We start from the raw sequence: 18344 nt of genomic DNA, 5'->3' as shown, positions 1-18344 counted from the left end.
TTATAACCCCATTATTAAGCTTTGTTCAATAAAATCATCTAAATCACCGTCTAATACAGATTGTACATTATATTTTTCGATTCCAGTTCTAAGATCTTTTATTTTTGAATTATCTAATACATAAGAACGAATTTGATTGCCCCAGCTGATATCTAATTTGTTGTTTTCTATTTTTTTTTGTTTTTCTTTTTTTTCTTTTATTTTCATTTCGTATAATTTAGATTTCATCTGTTTAATTGCTTGCTCTTTATTTTTGTGCTGTGATCGATTACTTTGGCATTGAGTAACAATATTTGTAGGTAAATGAGTAATTCGAACAGCTGATTCCGTTCTATTTACATGTTGTCCCCCTGCTCCAGAAGCTCTGTATACATCTATTCTAAGATCAGATGGATGAATTTCAACATTAATTTTGTCTTCTATATCAGGATATATAAAAACTGAACTAAATGAAGTATGACGTCGTTTTCCTGAATCAAATGGACTTTTTCTAATTAAACGATGTATGCCTGTTTCTGTTCTTAACCATCCGAAAGCATATTCTCCAGAAACTTTAATAGTAGATGATTTAATACCAACTATTTCTCCTATAGATTCTTCAATGATCTCTGTTTTAAATCCTTTTTTATCAGACCATTTTAAATACATTCTTAATAATATTTTTGACCAATCTTGAGCTTCTGTTCCTCCAGAACCAGATTGTATATCGACATAGCAGTTGCAGTTATCATGTTTATTTGAAAACATACGATAAAATTCAAGTTCTTTTATTTTTTCTTTTATTTTTTTGATTTCTTTAAGAATTTCTTGTAGTAAAATACTATCTTCTGTTTCTATTGCTAAATCTAAAAAAATTATTGTTTCTTTTATTTTTTTTTCAATATTATTGATCTTATTTACTATTATATTTAATGAATTTTTTTCTTTGTTCAGATTATATATAGATTTTTTTCTTTTCCATATTTCAGGCGATGATAATTCTAAATCAATTTCTAAAATACGTGCATTTTTTACTGTATAGTCAAAGATACCTCTTTAAATCTTTTTTACGTTGTGTCAGGTTTTTTATTTGGCTTGTTATTATATTGATATCTATCATATTTTTTTCCAAAAATTTATTTAAAAAGATAATTTTATAAAAATTATTAAAAAATAAAAAATTTATTTTTTTTATTATATATTTAATCTGATAGGTTTATTCTTTTTAATTAATATATTTTGTTTTTTTAGGAGAAATGACGTTGTTATTTAAATTTTTGAAAAATACCGTTTATCCTTCAATCAATTTACCTTTAACATTAAGTTTACTTGAAGAATGGTGCTTAGTTTACATAGATGGTCTTGATAGTAAAAAACATCTTCAAAATCAATTTACTATTGATATGAATTTTTTAAAAAAAGAAGAATACAAACTTTGTGCTCATTGTAATTTTAATGGGAAAGTATGGGCAACTATGTTTTTATTTCATTATAAAAAAGGTTATGCTTATATTATTCGTAAAAGTATTGCTAAGATACAAATTAAAGAATTAGAAAAATATGCTACTTTTTCTAAAGTACAAATTCGAAAGTTAGATGATGTTTATTTATTTGGATTGTCTGGTTTTGATGCTAAGTTTTTTTTATCAAAAAATTTCGTTAACATACCAAATAAAAAATGTCCGTTAATTTCTAATAAAGATAGAACTATACTTTGGTTTTCAGAACCTTTTGAAAGATTTTTATTAGTTTTATCTTTAAAGGACGTATTGTTTTTACAGAAAAAAGAAAATGAAATAAAGCTGCTAAATAATAGTAAACAATGGCTTTTATTAGAAATGGAAGCAGGATTTCCTATTATCGATGAAAAAAATACTCAAAAATTTTTGCCACAATCTATTAATTTAACTATGCTACAAGCTGTAAGCTTTAATAAAGGATGCTATTATGGACAAGAAACAATAGCACGAGTATTTCATAAAAATTTAAATAAACATGCACTATATCTTTTATCAAGTACAGGAAATATTAATCCTGAAATTGGCTCTATTATTGAAATGAAAAAAGAAGAAAAATGGTATAGAATTGGTTTCTTACTAGCAATAGTTCATGTTAAAGTTAATGAAATTTGCATACAAGCGGTATTAAATAAGTCTATAAATATTAAAAATATATTTAGAATTTATGAATTTAAAAATGTTTTTTTAATTAAAAATTAGTATTTTTTATCTTTTATTTAACAATTTTTTTAAAAAATTTTTTTTAAAAAAATTTAGATAATACTTTTTAAAACATCATGTCTCAAGGTATTCTTTTTATTATTTCAGCGCCAAGTGGAACAGGAAAATCTAGTTTAATTGAAGGATTATTAAAAACACAATCTTTGTACAATATTCAAGTTTCTATTTCTCATACTACTAGAGTCATGAGACCCGGTGAATCTCATGGAAAACACTATTATTTCATATCAAAAAAAGAATTTAGAATAATGATTGAACAAGAATCTTTTTTAGAATATGCTAAAGTGTTTAACAATTATTATGGAACTTCGCGCCAATCTATTGAAAAAATGTTGTTTTCAGGGATTGATGTTTTCCTCGACATCGATTGGCAAGGAGCCAATCAGATTAGATATAAAATGCCAAATTCAAAAAGTATTTTTTTGCTTCCTCCATCTAAGGATGAATTATATAAAAGATTACGAGAACGAGGACAAGATAGTGATGCAGTTATTTCAAAAAGAATGGAAAAAGCTGTGGATGAAATGAATCATTATTCAGAATATGATTATTTAATTATCAATGATGATTTTCAAAAAGCTATAAATGATTTAAAAACTATTATTATTGCTGAACATTTGTGTTTATTTCATCAAAAAAATAAACATAATGTATTAATTTCTCAATTATTAAAAAGTTAAATTTATAAAATTTTTTCTATTCTACGTGAAATGCTTTTTTTTAAAATTATTTATATAATTCTATTAATAAAATAGAATTATATAATTAATAAAAGTTAATTTTTGATGAAAATTTTTTAATTAACTGTAGTATTTTTATTCCTATTTGCTTTTTTTCGTTCGTTTTCTTTTAAATAACGTTTTCGTAAACGTATTGAATTTGGTGTAATTTCTACTAATTCATCATCATTAATGAAAGATAAAGCTTCTTCTAATGTAAATTTTGTAAATGTTGTTAAAATTATTGCTTCGTCTGTTCCTGAAGCTCTCATATTAGTTAGTTTTTTTCCTGTAAGGCAATTGACTGTCAAGTCGTTAGAACGATTATGAAGTCCTATTATTTGACCTTCATAGACTTGACTGCCGTGTCCTAAAAATAATTTTCCTCTTTCTTGTAAATTAAATAAAGCGAAAGCGACTGCCATACCAGTACTATTTGATATTAAAACTCCATTTTTCCTTTGTCCTACATCATTTTTTTGATATTCTTGATAATGACTAAAAGATGAATAACAAAGTCCAGTTCCAGAAGTTATACTCATAAATTCTGTACGAAATCCAATTAAAGCTCTACTAGACAAAATATATTCAAGACGTACTCTTTTATTGGGATCAACAATAATATTTTTTAACTCACCTTTTCTTTCTCCTATAAATTTCATGATGTTGCCTTGATGTTTTTCTTCAATATCTAGAATCACGTTTTCGAATGGTTCTTGTTTTATACTATTAATTTCACGAAAAATTATTTTAGGACGAGATACTTCTAGTTCAAATCCCTCGCGACGCATATTTTCTATCAATATCGATAAATGTAATTCGCCACGTCCAGAAACAGAAAAAATATTTGCATCTTTTGTTTCTTCTATTTGTAAAGCTACATTGTGTATAGTTTCTTTTTTTAATCTTTCTAAAATTTGACGTGATGTAACATATTTTCCTTCTTTTCCTGAAAAAGGTGAGGTATTAACTGAGAAAAACATATTTACTGTAGGTTGATCTATACTCAATGGTGGAAGGGGGTGTAAATTATCTGGATGACAAACTGTATCAGAAATATTTAATTTATTTAGACCTGTAATAGCAACTATATCACCCGCTTCTCCTTTTTCTATCTCTAATCTTTTCAATCCAAAATAATTTAATACCTTATTAATTTTACCATTTCTATTATTCCCCAAACTATCAATAATAATTACTGAATCATTTGGTTTTACATAACCTTGTTTAATACGACCAACACCTATTACTCCTAAATAATTGTTGTAGTCTAGTTGCGAAATTTGCATTTGAAATTTTTGATTAGGATCAACATTAGGAGCTGGGGCAAATTTAATAATTGATTCGTATAATGGGATCATGTTTTCTTTCATACTAAGATAATTTGTCCCTGAAGTTCCACGAATTGCAGAAGTGTATACAACTGGAAAATCAAGTTGTTTATCATTGGCATCAAGGTTGACGAAAAGATCAAAAATTTCATTTACAACCCAATCAGGACGAGAGTTTTTTCTATCAATTTTATTGATAACTACAATTGGGTTTAGACCATATTTAAAAGCTGTTTTAGTAACAAAACGAGTTTGTGGCATAGGTCCATCTAATGCATCTACTACCAGTAAAACTGAGTCTACCATAGACATTACTCGTTCTACTTCACCACCAAAATCAGCATGACCTGGTGTATCAACAATGTTGATTTTATATTCTTTCCACTTAATAGAAGTATTTTTAGATAATATTGTGATTCCTCTTTCTTTTTCTAAATCATCAGTATCCATAATACGTTCTTTCTTTTCTTCATGTTTTTGAAAAGTTCCAGATTGTTGCAATAACTGATCCAGTAATGTAGTTTTACCATGGTCAACATGTGCTATAATAGCAATATTTCTTATATTCTTATGCATTTTTTTTCCTTTAAAAAGTGATCTATTTTGTAAATAAATAGATATACTACAGAGACTGTTTTTAGATAAAATATGAGAAAAGATTAAATTTTGCGGATTATATTTTTTATATTAAAAATATCAAATTTATTTGAGAAAGATTTTTTAAAAAAATAATAATTTTAAATAAAAAATATTTTTAAAAAATTTTTTTGATTCCAAACATTTGAGGTTATATTTTGAGTATTTTGAATTATAATAAAACATTTTTTTTAAAGAGTATTGCTAAAATTTCTGATATAAAAATTGAACATGGCATTGAAATTGCTTTTGTTGGTTATTCTAATTCAGGAAAGTCTAGTGCTATTAATTCATTGACTAATCAAAAAAAACTAGCTCGTTTCAGCAAGACTCCAGGTCGTACTCAATTAATTAATTTTTTTCAAGTAACTTCTGATTTTAGAATTGTTGATCTGCCCGGTTATGGTTATGCTCAAGCTCCTTTGTTAATTAAAATAAATTGGCAAAATATGATATATAGTTACTTGAAAACTAGTAGATCTTTAAAAGGATTAGTTTTATTAATGGATATTAGACATCCTTTAAAAAACTTGGATCAAGACATTATCAACATGGCTTTGATTTGTAAAATTCCTATTTTATTATTACTAACGAAATGTGATAAGTTTACAATAAATAATCAAAATATTCAATTTCGAAAAGTGCATAAAAAATTAGAAACATTTTCTAATCAATTGCATATTCAATTATTTTCATCTTTAAAAAAAATAGGAATTGAAAAGCTAAAATCTAAATTAAATTGTTGGTACGAAAAATATCGTTGAATATAAATATTTTTTATTCGTTAAATGAATATAATTTGATTGAATTCGATAATTTTTTAAAAAATGTTTTTTTTAAAGTAATTTCTTCAGAAGTAATATTGATAGGAATATCTAATTTTATTTTTGCTAATTGATATGAAAGAAAAGCGATTTTTTTATAATTTTTTAATTGAATGGCAGCATTTTTAGAATTCCGAAAAGATAAAAATTGTATTTTTTCAATGTTATTATAAACATTTTGAATATTTGAAAATTTTTTTAATAGAAATAATGCAGTTTTTATACCAATTTTAGGGACTCCTGGAATATTGTCAGAAGCATCTCCCATCAGAGCTAAAAGATCAACAAATTCTTGAGGATAAATACCATATTTTTCTTTTATTTTATCTGGAGTAATAATACTATTTTTACTTAAATTCAATATATTAATGTTATCAGTTACAAGTTGTATCATATCTTTATCATGACTAACAATTAATACTTGTTCTCCTTCACGTTCTAGTTTACATGATAAACTTCCAATAATATCGTCGGCTTCTATGCCCAAAATACTTAAAGTCTTAATCCCAATTTCTTCAAGTATTTTAAGAAGAGGTTGGATTTGTATGTAAAGTTTGTTCGGCATTGTAGATCTATTACTTTTATATTCTTTAAATATTGTATTTCTAAAGGTTTTTTTAGATGAATCAAAAATAATAATAATTTTTTGTGAACGATAATTTTTTTTTAAAATATTTTGTATCGTTTTTAACATTCCATATATAGCTCCAGATGGGTTTTCTTGATTGTGATTAAAGTTTTGAAATGTAAAATAAGAACGATATAAATATAAACTGCCATCTACTATAATAATAGGTTTTTTTTTTACGTATAACATACATTTTTTATCTTTTAATTAGTTAAAATGGAATTCATTAAAATAAAGACAAATAATATTACTAAATAATTTTTTTCATAAAATTTATTTACAGGATAACTTTGTGTGTAAAATATAGGATAGTAAAGTAATATTTTTTTATTTTTCTTTATTTTTTAGTAAAGTTAAAAATTTAATTTAATTAAATTTTAATAAAAAAATAATACAAAAAAAAGATGTAAATGAAATATTAAAAATATTTTACTACTTATTAAATAAGAGTTTACTATAAAAAATATAGATCTCTATGATTATATCGTATTAATTTACTTTTTCAAAAGTAAAAAATTTACTAGTTTTATATATTTTTTAGAAAAATTTTTTTTAAAAATCGTCTCTAGTTTATAATAGTCAATGTTATATTTACCATTTATTATCATATTAGGAACATGATCTAATTGAATTTTTTTTATGTCATTATCGTTTTTTTGTATTAATATTTTAATTGAAAAACTGTTCCAAAATTTGTTGTACTCATCGTTGCTGATACCTGTTTCTTTTAAAAATATATCTTTAATATTAGAAGCATTATTTATAGTATTATTTTCTTGAATTTCTTTGAAAATAGGCATTATAATTTTTTCTTCAACTTTCATTTGTTGAGATATGATCCACATTTTTGTTAATATTTTACTAAACTCTCCTCCTAAAAAATTAACATGATAATTTTGTACTTCTACTTTTTTGTCTATTTTATTCTTAATTAAAAATTGAATATTGTGTATTTTTTCTAACTCATAACAGTATGGACAAAAAAAAGAAAAAAAATTCATTACTTTAGGCACATCAGAAATATTTCTTTTTTTTATTTCATATTCTTTTTTATTAGTAAATTCATAAGATAAAGCACTATAAGATAAAAATATGCTGTACAAAACAATTAATATTTTTTTCATTTTTCTATCCATGTTTTATATTTTTTTACAAATTAAAAATTTAAAAATAATTTATAAAATAAAATCATACACTTATCTAGTATATAATGTTAAATTTTTATTTCATAAATTTTAAAGTATTCATTTTTAATAATTTCAATAATTTTATTAACATTTGAGTTCCAGATGACTGAAAACAATTTTTCTAATAAAAACAACAATCATACTCCAATGATAAAACAGTATTTGTCTTTAAAATCAAAATATCCTGATATGTTACTTTTTTATCAAATGGGTGATTTTTATGAATTATTTTATGAAGATGCTAAACGTGTTTCTAGATTATTAAAAATTACTTTAACAAAAAAAGGTCATTCAAATAAAAATATTATACCCATGGCTGGAGTCCCATGTCATACTGCAGAATATTATCTTGCTAAGCTTGTAAAAATGGGGGAATCTGTTGCAGTATGTGATCAAATAAAAGATATTTATTCTGAAAAAAAATTGATAAATCGTCAAGTAGTTCGAGTTATTACTCCTGGAACTATTACAGATGAAGCGTTTCTTGAGGAAAATAAAGATAATTTTATAGCAGCTGTTTGGAAAGAAAATCATAAATTCGCATATGCTGTTTTAGATATCTCTTTAGGATTTTTTGGTGTTTCTGAGCATTCTAATAAAAATTCTTTATTATCAGAAATTGAACGTACAAATCCTACAGAATTGTTATATCCTGAAAATTTTGAAGATGTTTTATTGATATCTCATAGAAAATGTATACAAAAACGCCCATTATTAGATTTCGATTTAGAAATTTCGTATAAATTACTTAATTTACAATTTAAAACTTCTAGTTTGAATGGATTTGGTATTAAAAAAAATAATTTTGTTATTTGCCCCGCTGGTTGCTTAATTAATTATGTAAAATTAATGCATATAGCGTATTTACCTCATATTCGTAAAATAAAATTTAATTATATGGAAAATAATATTTTTATGAATATCAGTACACGTAAAAGTCTTGAAATTACTGAAAGTATTTCAGATGACAACAAAAATACTTTATCTTCAGTATTAAATAAAACAGTAACATCTATGGGTGGAAGATTATTAAATCGCTGGCTAAATGCTCCATTAAAAGATTTAAATTTAATTAGAAATCGTCATAAAATGATTAAATGTCTGCAACCTTTTTATAAAGAAATACAATATATTCTTGGTCAAGTTAGTGATCTAGAAAGAATATGTTCTCGTTTGGCTTTACGTACTGCTTTACCTCGTGATTTTGTGCGAATGCGTTCTACGTTAAATGTTTTACCTAATCTAGATAGTATATTAAAAAAAATAAAATGTAATAATGTTAATAAAATTCGCCTTTCTATTGGAAAATTTGAAAAAATATTATTTTTATTAAAAAAATCAATAAATTTAACAGTTCCTTCTTCTATTCGAGATGGAGGAGTAATTGCATTTAATTATAATAAAAAGCTTGATGAATTGCGATCTTTAGAAAATAATTCTCAAAAATATTTAAGTGATTTTGAAATAAAAGAAAAAAAGAGATTAAATATCGATTCATTCAAGATTGGATACAATAATATTGTTGGTTATTATATTCAAGTAAATAAACGTCATGCTCATTTAATTCCGCAATCTTATATTAAGATACAAACTTTAAAAAACATAGAGCGTTATAGTATCCCTATATTAAAAAATTATGAAAAAAAAGTTGTTGCTGCTAAATTTCAAGCTTTACTTTTAGAAAAAACGTTATATATAGAATTATTTGACATAATAGAACCGTTTTTAGAGAAATTAAAAAAAAGTGCATTTGCATTATCAGAATTAGATGTTTTAGTAAATCTATCCGAACGTGCTATATCTTTAAAGTATGTCTGTCCTAAAATAACTCAAAAATATGGTATTTCTTTGCTAGAAAGTCGTCATCCAGTTGTTGAATGTTTTTTAGAAACCTCTTTTATCAGCAATTCTATTTCTTTGTCAAAGAAAAATAGAATGCTTATTATTACAGGTCCTAACATGGGTGGTAAAAGTACTTATATGCGTCAAATTGCTCTGATTGTTATAATGGCTTGTATAGGTAGTTTTGTACCTGCAAAATATGCTTCAATTGGTCCAATTGACAAAATTTTTACACGTATTGGTTCTGCAGATGATGTGAGCAATGGCTATTCGACATTTATGATGGAAATGACAGAAATATCTAATATTCTTCACAATGCGACTTGTAATAGTTTAATTTTAATAGATGAATTAGGACGAGGAACATCAAATAAAGATGGACTGGCATTAGCTTGGTCATGTTCTAAATATTTAATTATTAAAAATAAATCTATGATTTTGTTGTCTACTCATTTTATAGAATTAACAAAATTAGAAAATTTTTTTAAAAAAATCCAAAATTTTCATTTTTCAGCTGTTGAACATAATTCAAATGTAGCTTTTCTATATAAAATCGAAAGAGGTATTTCAAAAAAAAGTTATGGTATATCAGTGGCTGCTTTATCTGGAATTCCAGATATTGTAATAAAGGATGCAAAAGCCAAATTAGTTGAATTAGAAAAAAAATAATCTTTTTAAATAGTTCTACATAAAATTTTGATGTTTTATTAGTAGCTAAAAATTAATATTTTCTGTAAATTATACTAAATTAACAATATTAGGTTTTTTAATATAATGAGATTTAGGCATTTAGTATAATGAAAAATAAAAATCCTTTTAATACCCTTTTTCCTTTTGATTTAGATAAAATAGAAAATTTAGAAAAAATAAAAAAAAATTGTTCTAATATTCAATATGCTTGGCTTTCAGGCTATTTTTGGAATCTAGCAAATCAAAATTCTTCGGAATTAATATCTGAAAAAAACAAACTTTTTCAAAAAGAAAATACAGAGAAAACAATTACTATTATATCTGCTTCTCAAACGGGTAATGCTAGACTGCTTGCTAAGCGTTTTAATGAATATTTAAATAATGAAAATAAAAAAACTAATTTAATTAATGCTTCTGATTACAATTTTAAAAAAATTAAAAATGAATATTTTTTAATTTTTATTATTTCTACTCAAGGTGAAGGTGAACCTCCAGAAGAAGCATTGTCTTTTTATAAATTTATTATGTCAAAAAAAGCTCCTAGATTAGATAATCTACACTATAGTATATTTGCATTAGGAGATACTTCCTATGATTTATTTTGTCAAGCAGGTAAAGATTTTGATAAAAAATTTAGCGAATTAGGAGGAAAACGTTTACTTAATAGATTAGATGCAGATATTGAATATGAAGAAAATTATATTAAATGGTCTAAAGAATTATTACTTGCTTTAAATAAAATAGATATTTCTTCTGTTTCTTATTTAAAAAAAAATAATAAAGAAAGTTTTATTAATGAAGTAAATATATATACAAAATATAAACCTGCTGTAGCTACTGTATTAGTAAATCAAAAAATCACTGGTCGAAATTCAACTAAAGATGTTCATCATATTGAGTTAGATATAAGTAATTTAAACATTATTTATACACCTGGTGATGCGTTAGGTATATGGTATCAAAATAGTACTCAATTAATTAAAAAAATATTAAAACTGCTTTCTATAGATATGTTTGATAAAGTTAAAGTGAAAGATAAATTAATTACTGTTTTTGACGCTTTAAAGAATGATTTTGAATTAACTATAAATACTAAGCATATTGTTCAAAAATATGCTGATATTACACAAAATAAATTTTTAAAGAAAATTATATCTAATGATAAAGATTTAAATAATTATGTAAAAAAAACTCCTTTATTAAATATGATATATGATTACCCTAAAAAATTATCTTCTCAACAATTAATTAGTATTTTACGTCCTTTAACGCCAAGATTGTATTCTATTTCTTCTTCTCAATCTGAAACAAATGACGAAGTTCATATTACAGTCGGAGTGGTAAAAAACATGATTTCTGGCACTTTACATTTAGGAGGTGCTTCTGGTTATTTATCACAATTTTTAAAAATTGACGATTCTATAAAAATTTTTATTGAAAAAAATAATAATTTTCGTCTACCCGAAAACAAAGATTTACCTATTATCATGATCGGATCAGGAACTGGTATTGCTCCATTCCGTTCTTTTATACAGCAACGAGATAATGATGGATCTAGGGGGAAAAATTGGATATTTTTTGGTAATCCTAATTTTACTGAAGATTTTTTATATCAATTAGAATGGCAAAAATATTTAAAAAAAAGACTTCTTACAAAGATCAGTTTAGCTTGGTCAAGAGATCAAAAACAAAAAATATATATACAAGACAAAATAAGAGAAAATGGAAAGGAATTATGGAAATGGGTAGAACAAGGTGCACAAATCTATGTTTGTGGTAATGCATCTAAGATGGCAAAAGATGTTGAAAAAGCACTATTAGATGTTTTTAGTGAAAACAGTTCAATGGATATTGAAGAATCTAGTGAATTTTTAAATGATTTGAGAATAAAACGACGCTATCAAAGAGATGTATATTAATGAAAAAAGATCACAAAAAAATATTTTTAAAAACGACTCAAGAAGAACACATTAAAGAAAATAGTAATTATCTTCGAGGTACTATTGTTGACGATTTAAAAAATGAAATTACTAATGGTTTTAGTGGAGATAACTTTTCTCTGATCCGATTTCATGGTATGTATCAACAAGATGATCGAGATTTACGTTTAGAACGTAATGAACAAAAATTAGAACCCCGTTATGCAATGATGTTGCGTTGTCGTTTACCTGGGGGAATTATTGAAGCTAAAAAATGGTTAAAAATTGATCATTTTGCAAGTAAAAATACATTGTATGGAACAATTCGATTAACTAATCGTCAAACTTTTCAATTTCATGGGATTTTGAAGAAAAAATTAAAAGATGCTCATAAAATGCTACATGAAATAGGTTTAGACTCTTTAGGTACAGCTAATGATGTTAATAGAAATGTTCTTTGTACATCTAATCCTATGGAATCTTTAGTTCATCAAGAATGTTATACATGGGCTCAAAAAATTTCAAATGTTTTATTACCCCAAACTAAAGCGTATGCAGAAATTTGGTTAGATCAAAAAAAAATAGCTACTACAGATCAAGAGCCAATTTTAGGAAAAACTTATTTACCAAGAAAATTTAAAACTACAGTAGTAGTTCCGCCATACAATGATGTAGATTTATATGCTAATGACATGAATTTTATAGCAATTATAAAAAATAATAAAATAGTAGGATTTAATGTATTAATAGGTGGTGGTCTATCTATAACTCATGGAAACAAGAATACATGGCCATTTCTCGCTGTTGAATTAGGTTATATTACTCTTGAACATACCTTGTCTGTGGCTAAATCTATAGTAACAACACAAAGAGATTGGGGAAATCGTACTGACCGAAAAAATGCAAAAACTAGGTATACTATAGAAAAAGTTGGTTTAAGTGTTTTTAAAAAAGAAGTTGAAAAAAGAGCTAATACAACTTTTGAACCTATTCGTCCTTATTATTTTACTGGTCGCGGAGATAGATTTGGATGGACAAAAAATATTAATAATGATTGGAGTTTAACAATTTTCGTCCAAAATGGAAGAATATATGATAATGATAAACAGTTAGTAAAATCAGGTTTATTAAAAATAGCTAATTTACATAAAGGTAACTTTAGATTAACAGCAAATCAAAACATAGTTATCTCTGAAATATCTGATGAAAACAAGAAAAAAATAAATGAAATTGCTATGTCACATGGATTAATAAAAAAAGTAAGTCCATTACGTGAAAATTCCATGGCCTGCGTTTCTTTTCCTACTTGTCCATTAGCAATGGCTGAAGCTGAACGTATGTTATCGTTTTTTATTACGCAAGTAGAAAATATCATGTTAAAATATGGTGTTGAAAAAGAAATAATAATTTTACGTATTTCTGGATGTCCTAATGGTTGCGGAAGATCTCTATTAGCTGAAATCGGTTTAATTGGAAAAGCTATTGGTCGATATAATTTATATATTGGTGGAAATCGAATAGGCAGTCGAATTCCAAAGATATATAAAGAAAATATTACAGAAAAAGAAATATTAACTCATTTAGAATTCTTAATAAAAATTTGGTCTATTAAACGTAAAAAAACAGAACATTTTGGGGATTTTGTTGTTAGAAAAAATATTGTAAAAGAAATTGTTAATCCTATTCATGATTTTTGGAATTAATGGTGATAAAAATGTCTCAATTTAACTATGAAAATATAAATTCATTAAATTCTGAAAAAAAAAAAGAAATTTTATCTGAACTTAATATGCTAATGTCTGGATATTCTGCTGAAAAACGTATATCTTGGTCATTAAAGAATTTACCATTTACACACGTTATGTCATCTAGTTTTGGTATTCAATCGATTGTATTATTACATCTTATAGTCACACAAAAACCTGATATTCCTATTGTATTAATAGATACTGGATATTTATTTCCTCAAACGTATAATTTTATTGATATGTTAGTAAAAAAATGGAATTTAAACTTAAAGGTTTTTCGATCAACTATATCTGCAGCTTGGCAAGAAGCGCGATATGGAAAACTATGGACACAAGGTATTAAAGGAATTAATTTATATAATACTTTTAATAAAGTAGAACCAATGGATTTAGCTTTTAAAAAATTATCAGTAAAAACGTGGTTTTCAGGATTACGTCGTGAACAATCTAAAAGTAGAAGTGCATTACCATATCTTTCTATTCAAAAAGGAATTTTTAAAGTTTTACCAATTTTAGATTGGTCTAGTAATGAAATATATAAATATTTAAAAAAAAATAACTTAAAAAATCATCCTTTATTAAAAGAAGGCTATATATCTGTAGGAGATGTTCATACTACTAAAAAATTTAAAAAAGGTATGTTAGAAGAAGAAACTCGTTTTTTTGGATTAAAACGTGAATGTGGTTTGCATGAAGATTAATTTTAATACTTTTGAAAATTCTATATATTTAAATTTATACATAAAAATATATAAATTTTTTTCAAAAATTTGTATAAACTTTTTATTTTTTTAAACAGGGTAAATGTGAATTATCTTCCTATTTTTTTAGATTTAAAGTATAAAAATGTATTGGTAGTTGGTGCTGGAGAAGTTGCTTTTAATAAAATTAAATTATTGCTTCGTTCAGGGGCTATAATTAGTATTATTAGTAAAGATATATCTTTAGAAGTTAAAAAACTTCTAGATCAAAAAAAAGTACATTGGATTTCTGAAAAATTTCATTTTTCTCACTTAAATAAAACTTTTTTAGTTATTGCTGCTACTAATAATATCAAGTTAAATCAAAAAATATTTGAAACATGTAACAATCTTAGCATATTAGTTAATGTTGTTGATGATCAATCAAAATGTTCTTTTATTTTTCCTTCTATTATTGATCGATCTCCTATAGTTATAGCTATTTCTTCAGGAGGAACGGCTCCTGTTTTATTACGTTTATTGCGTGAAAAAATTGAAGCCATTCTTCCTGTAAGATTAGGTGATGTTGCTAAAATTGCAGGCAATTGGAGATCTACAATTAAACAAAAATTTACTACTTTATTAGAAAGACGTCGTTTTTGGGAAAAGTTGTTTAACAGTATTTTTGTTCAATATATAATTAATGGAGAAATAAAAAAAGCAGTTAAAATTTTAATAAAAATGATTGATAAACCTAACTTATTAATTGGAGAAATTATTTTAGTTGGAGCGGGTCCTGGAAATAGTGGGCTATTGACTTTAAGAGCACTGCAAGTATTACAGGAAGCAGATGTGGTATTATACGATCGTTTAGTTTCTTCGGAAATTTTAGAGTTTGTCCGTCGAGATGCAAAATGTATTTACGTTGGTAAATCTGCTGGTGTAAAAAACATTACCCAAGATGAAATTATTAAATTATTAATATCTTTAGCAAAGAAAGGAAAAAAAGTAGTTCGTTTAAAGGGAGGAGATCCATTTATTTTTGGCCGTGGTGGTGAAGAATTAGAAGCAGCAAAAAAAGAAGGTATTGATGTCCAAGTTGTTCCAGGTATTACATCTGCGATTGGTATTTCTGCTTATACCGGTATACCATTAACACATCGAGATTATGCAAAAGGCGTAATATTTATTACAGGTCATAAATGTGCGAATGATGTATCAAATAATTGGTCTATTTTGTCTGATTCTTCTTATACCTTAGTTGTATATATGGGAACTTTACAAGCTTCATATATTTCTCAAAATCTTATTTTATATGGTCGTTCAAAATCAACACCGATAGCTGTTATTGGAAAAGGTACTACTATAAAACAAAAAGTTATTATAGGACGTTTAGATGAACTTGATAAAATAGTTAAATTTACTATAAATCCATCTTTATTGATTATTGGGGAAGTTGTTTTATTACATAAAAAATTAGAATGGTTTAATACTTCTAGTTCATTTAATAACATAAAAAATCTCTCTTCTATAGTAAATTTAATTTAAGGAAAAAAAATGTTTAAAAAAAACACTACTCATTTACGTCAATTAGAATCAGAAAGTATTTATATAATGCGAGAGGTAATAGCTGAGTTTGAAAATCCCGTAATGCTTTATTCTATTGGAAAAGATTCTTCAGTTATGCTTCATCTTGCGAGAAAATCTTTTTATCCTGGTCGTTTGCCCTTTCCACTATTGCATATAGATACTGGGTGGAAATTTAAAGAAATGTATTCCTTTAGAGACTATATTGCTCAATCGTTAAATGTAGAGTTAATAGTTCATTCTAATCTAAAAGGAAAATTACTAGGTGTAGATCCATTTCAAGATAGTGGTACAAAATATACTGATATAATGAAAACAGAAGGATTAAAAGAAGCAATAGATAAATATAAATTTGACGCTGCTTTCGGTGGTGCTAGACGTGATGAAGAAAAATCACGTTCTAAAGAACGAATTTATTCTTTTCGCGATTCTTTTCATCAATGGGATCCTAAAAAACAACGTCCAGAATTGTGGTGGAATTATAATGGACAAATTAATAAAGGAGAAAGTATTCGTGTTTTTCCTCTTTCCAATTGGACTGAATTAGATATTTGGCAATATATTTTTTTAGAAAAAATAGAGATTGTACCACTTTATTTTGCCGCTATGCGTCCAGTTTTAGAAAGAGATGGAACTTTATTAGTTATTAATGATAAACGTATTAATATTAAACCAAATGAAAAGATAGTTCAAAAAATGGTTCGATTTAGAACTTTAGGTTGTTGGCCTTTAACAAGTGCTATTGAATCAAAAGCTGTTACTCTATCTGATGTTATTGAAGAAACGTTGATAGTTAAGACAAGTGAACGTACAGGTCGATCTATTGATCATGATCAAAGAAGTTCAATGGAATTTAAAAAGAGACAAGGTTACTTTTAAAAACAGGTTAAGATTAAAATGAATAAAAATATTAATATTAAAAAACTTAACATAAAAAATAGTTTTCAAAATTGGTTGTATTTAAATGAGCAAAAAACTCTTTTAAAATTTTTAACATGTGGAAGTGTGGATGATGGAAAAAGTACTTTAATTGGTCGTTTATTACATGATACTAAGCAAATTTATGAAGACCAGTTATCTTCTTTAAAAAATGATAGTAAACGTCATGGAACACAAGGAAAAAAAATAGATCTTGCACTTGTAGTTGATGGACTACAATCAGAGCGTGAACAAGGCATTACAATTGATGTTGCATATCGTTATTTTTCGACTAGTAAAAGAAAATTTATTATTGCCGATACACCCGGTCACGAGCAATATACTCGGAATATGGTTACAGGTGCGTCTACATGTGATTTATCTATTCTATTAGTAGATGCTAGAAAAGGATTATCAGAACAAACTTATAGACATAGTTTTATTTCTACATTACTTGGAATTAAATATTTAGTTGTTGCAGTAAATAAAATGGACTTAGTAAAATATAAAGAAGAAACCTTTATAAATATAAAAAAAAATTTTCTTCTTTTTTCTCAAAACATTTCTAAAGATTTGAAAATTTTTTTTGTTCCTATATCCGCATTAATTGGTGAAAACGTTGTATTTAAAAATAAATATATGCCTTGGTATAAAGGATTTACATTATTGCATCTTTTAGAAACTATAAAAATTCAAGACACGGTTGATTCTAAAGAAATTAGATTTCCGATACAATATGTCAATCGTCCTGATTCAAATTTTCGTGGATATTCTGGTACATTAGTTTCTGGTAAAATTTATGTTGGACAAAAAATCAAAATATTACCTATTAATATTAATTCATCTATTTCTCGTATTTTAAAATTTGATCAAGATTTAGATACAGCAGAAGTCGGTGAAGCTATTACAATAGTTTTAAAAGATGAAATAGATGTTAATCGTGGAGATTTTTTTGTAAATTTTAATTCTCCTTTAAAACCTTCCCGAGAAGCAATTGTAGATATTGTATGGATGACAGATACTGTATTAAAAATAGATAATTCGTATGCTATTAAATTAGCGGGTAAAAAAACACGTGTTTATATTAAAGAAATTTTATTTAAAATAGATGTAAATACCTTGATTAAGAAAAAAACTAATATATTAAAATTAAATAGTGTCGGACGAGTAAAAGTTCTATTTAGTGAAGAAATGATATTCGATGATTATAAAGAAAACAAAATAACAGGTAGTTTAATTTTTATTGATCTTTTAAGCAATATTACAGTAGGAGCAGGAATGATTCAAAAAAGTATACAAAAAGAAGAAAAAATTATTTCTGATAATACAAAAGATTTTGAATCAGATTTATATAATTTAATTCTAAAACATTTTCCACATTGGAATATAAAAAAGTAGAATATAAGGTTTTTTTAT

General features: G+C 25.4%; 14 protein-coding genes. 10 read left to right on the top strand and 4 right to left on the bottom strand.

Annotated elements, in window-relative coordinates; all coding sequences use genetic code 11:
* Positions 1 to 1099 (bottom strand): peptide chain release factor 2 gene (prfB, locus tag D9V76_RS02240; protein WP_158337399.1). Its coding sequence is split into 2 segments (ribosomal slippage): positions 1 to 1023 and positions 1025 to 1099, totalling 1098 coding nucleotides; the frame shifts between segments, so codons are not numbered across the junction.
* A gap of 136 nt (positions 1100 to 1235) precedes the next feature.
* On the opposite strand from prfB, the gene ygfZ reads away from it, so the two are divergent.
* Positions 1236 to 2198 (top strand): tRNA-modifying protein YgfZ, encoded by a 963-nt coding sequence (gene ygfZ, locus D9V76_RS02235; RefSeq protein WP_158337397.1) that lies wholly within the window; start codon positions 1236 to 1238, stop codon positions 2196 to 2198.
* Between the two features lie 77 nt (positions 2199 to 2275).
* Positions 2276 to 2899, top strand: a complete 624-nt coding sequence (gene gmk / locus D9V76_RS02230) for a guanylate kinase (protein ID WP_158337395.1) — start codon at positions 2276 to 2278, stop codon at positions 2897 to 2899.
* A gap of 116 nt (positions 2900 to 3015) precedes the next feature.
* On the opposite strand, the gene typA is transcribed toward gmk, so the two are convergent.
* Positions 3016 to 4845 carry a translational GTPase TypA gene (typA, locus tag D9V76_RS02225; protein WP_158337393.1) on the bottom strand — a complete coding sequence of 610 codons (1830 nt, stop codon included), beginning with the start codon at positions 4843 to 4845 and terminating at the stop codon, positions 3016 to 3018.
* Between the two features lie 218 nt (positions 4846 to 5063).
* On the opposite strand from typA, the gene yihA reads away from it, so the two are divergent.
* Positions 5064 to 5669, top strand: coding sequence for a ribosome biogenesis GTP-binding protein YihA/YsxC (gene yihA, locus D9V76_RS02220; protein ID WP_158337391.1), 606 nt, complete (start codon positions 5064 to 5066; stop codon positions 5667 to 5669).
* Positions 5670 to 5682: 13 nt separating this feature from the next.
* Here the strand turns inward: yihA and D9V76_RS02215 are convergent, their stop codons facing one another.
* Together D9V76_RS02215 and D9V76_RS02210 are read right to left on the bottom strand one after the other, a co-directional pair.
* Positions 5683 to 6546 carry a 5'-3' exonuclease gene (locus D9V76_RS02215; protein ID WP_158337389.1) on the bottom strand — a complete coding sequence of 288 codons (864 nt, stop codon included), beginning with the start codon at positions 6544 to 6546 and terminating at the stop codon, positions 5683 to 5685.
* Between the two features lie 305 nt (positions 6547 to 6851).
* Positions 6852 to 7481, bottom strand: a complete 630-nt coding sequence (locus D9V76_RS02210; RefSeq protein ID WP_158337387.1) for a DsbA family protein — start codon at positions 7479 to 7481, stop codon at positions 6852 to 6854.
* A 165-nt stretch (positions 7482 to 7646) separates the two neighbouring features.
* On the opposite strand from D9V76_RS02210, the gene mutS reads away from it, so the two are divergent.
* The 7 genes from mutS to cysN all read left to right on the top strand — a co-directional run bounded on the left by mutS (position 7647) and on the right by cysN (position 18326).
* Positions 7647 to 10055 (top strand): DNA mismatch repair protein MutS, encoded by a 2409-nt coding sequence (gene mutS / locus D9V76_RS02205; RefSeq protein WP_158337385.1) that lies wholly within the window; start codon positions 7647 to 7649, stop codon positions 10053 to 10055.
* 128 nt (positions 10056 to 10183) lie between these two features.
* On the top strand, positions 10184 to 11995 hold the full coding sequence (locus D9V76_RS02200; protein WP_158337383.1) for an assimilatory sulfite reductase (NADPH) flavoprotein subunit: 1812 nt from the start codon (positions 10184 to 10186) through the stop codon (positions 11993 to 11995).
* On the top strand, positions 11995 to 13698 hold the full coding sequence (cysI, locus tag D9V76_RS02195) for an assimilatory sulfite reductase (NADPH) hemoprotein subunit (protein ID WP_158337381.1): 1704 nt from the start codon (positions 11995 to 11997) through the stop codon (positions 13696 to 13698). Before D9V76_RS02200 ends, cysI begins: the two co-directional genes overlap by 1 nt.
* A gap of 11 nt (positions 13699 to 13709) precedes the next feature.
* Positions 13710 to 14444 (top strand): phosphoadenylyl-sulfate reductase, encoded by a 735-nt coding sequence (locus D9V76_RS02190; protein WP_158337379.1) that lies wholly within the window; start codon positions 13710 to 13712, stop codon positions 14442 to 14444.
* A 105-nt stretch (positions 14445 to 14549) separates the two neighbouring features.
* Positions 14550 to 15971 carry a siroheme synthase CysG gene (gene cysG, locus D9V76_RS02185; RefSeq protein WP_158337377.1) on the top strand — a complete coding sequence of 474 codons (1422 nt, stop codon included), beginning with the start codon at positions 14550 to 14552 and terminating at the stop codon, positions 15969 to 15971.
* A gap of 9 nt (positions 15972 to 15980) precedes the next feature.
* Positions 15981 to 16889 carry a sulfate adenylyltransferase subunit CysD gene (gene cysD, locus D9V76_RS02180; RefSeq protein WP_158337375.1) on the top strand — a complete coding sequence of 303 codons (909 nt, stop codon included), beginning with the start codon at positions 15981 to 15983 and terminating at the stop codon, positions 16887 to 16889.
* Between the two features lie 18 nt (positions 16890 to 16907).
* The gene (gene cysN / locus D9V76_RS02175; RefSeq protein ID WP_158337373.1) at positions 16908 to 18326 is read left to right on the top strand and encodes a sulfate adenylyltransferase subunit CysN; all 1419 of its coding nucleotides are present in this window, start codon (positions 16908 to 16910) and stop codon (positions 18324 to 18326) included.
* Positions 18327 to 18344 lie beyond the last annotated feature (18 nt).

The sequence above is a fragment of the Buchnera aphidicola (Rhopalosiphum padi) genome (genome assembly GCF_005080845.1).
Lineage (GTDB): Bacteria > Pseudomonadota > Gammaproteobacteria > Enterobacterales > Enterobacteriaceae > Buchnera > Buchnera aphidicola_AO.
Note: the sequence above shows the minus strand (reverse complement) of the source record. Positions and strands in the feature narration are given on the sequence as shown.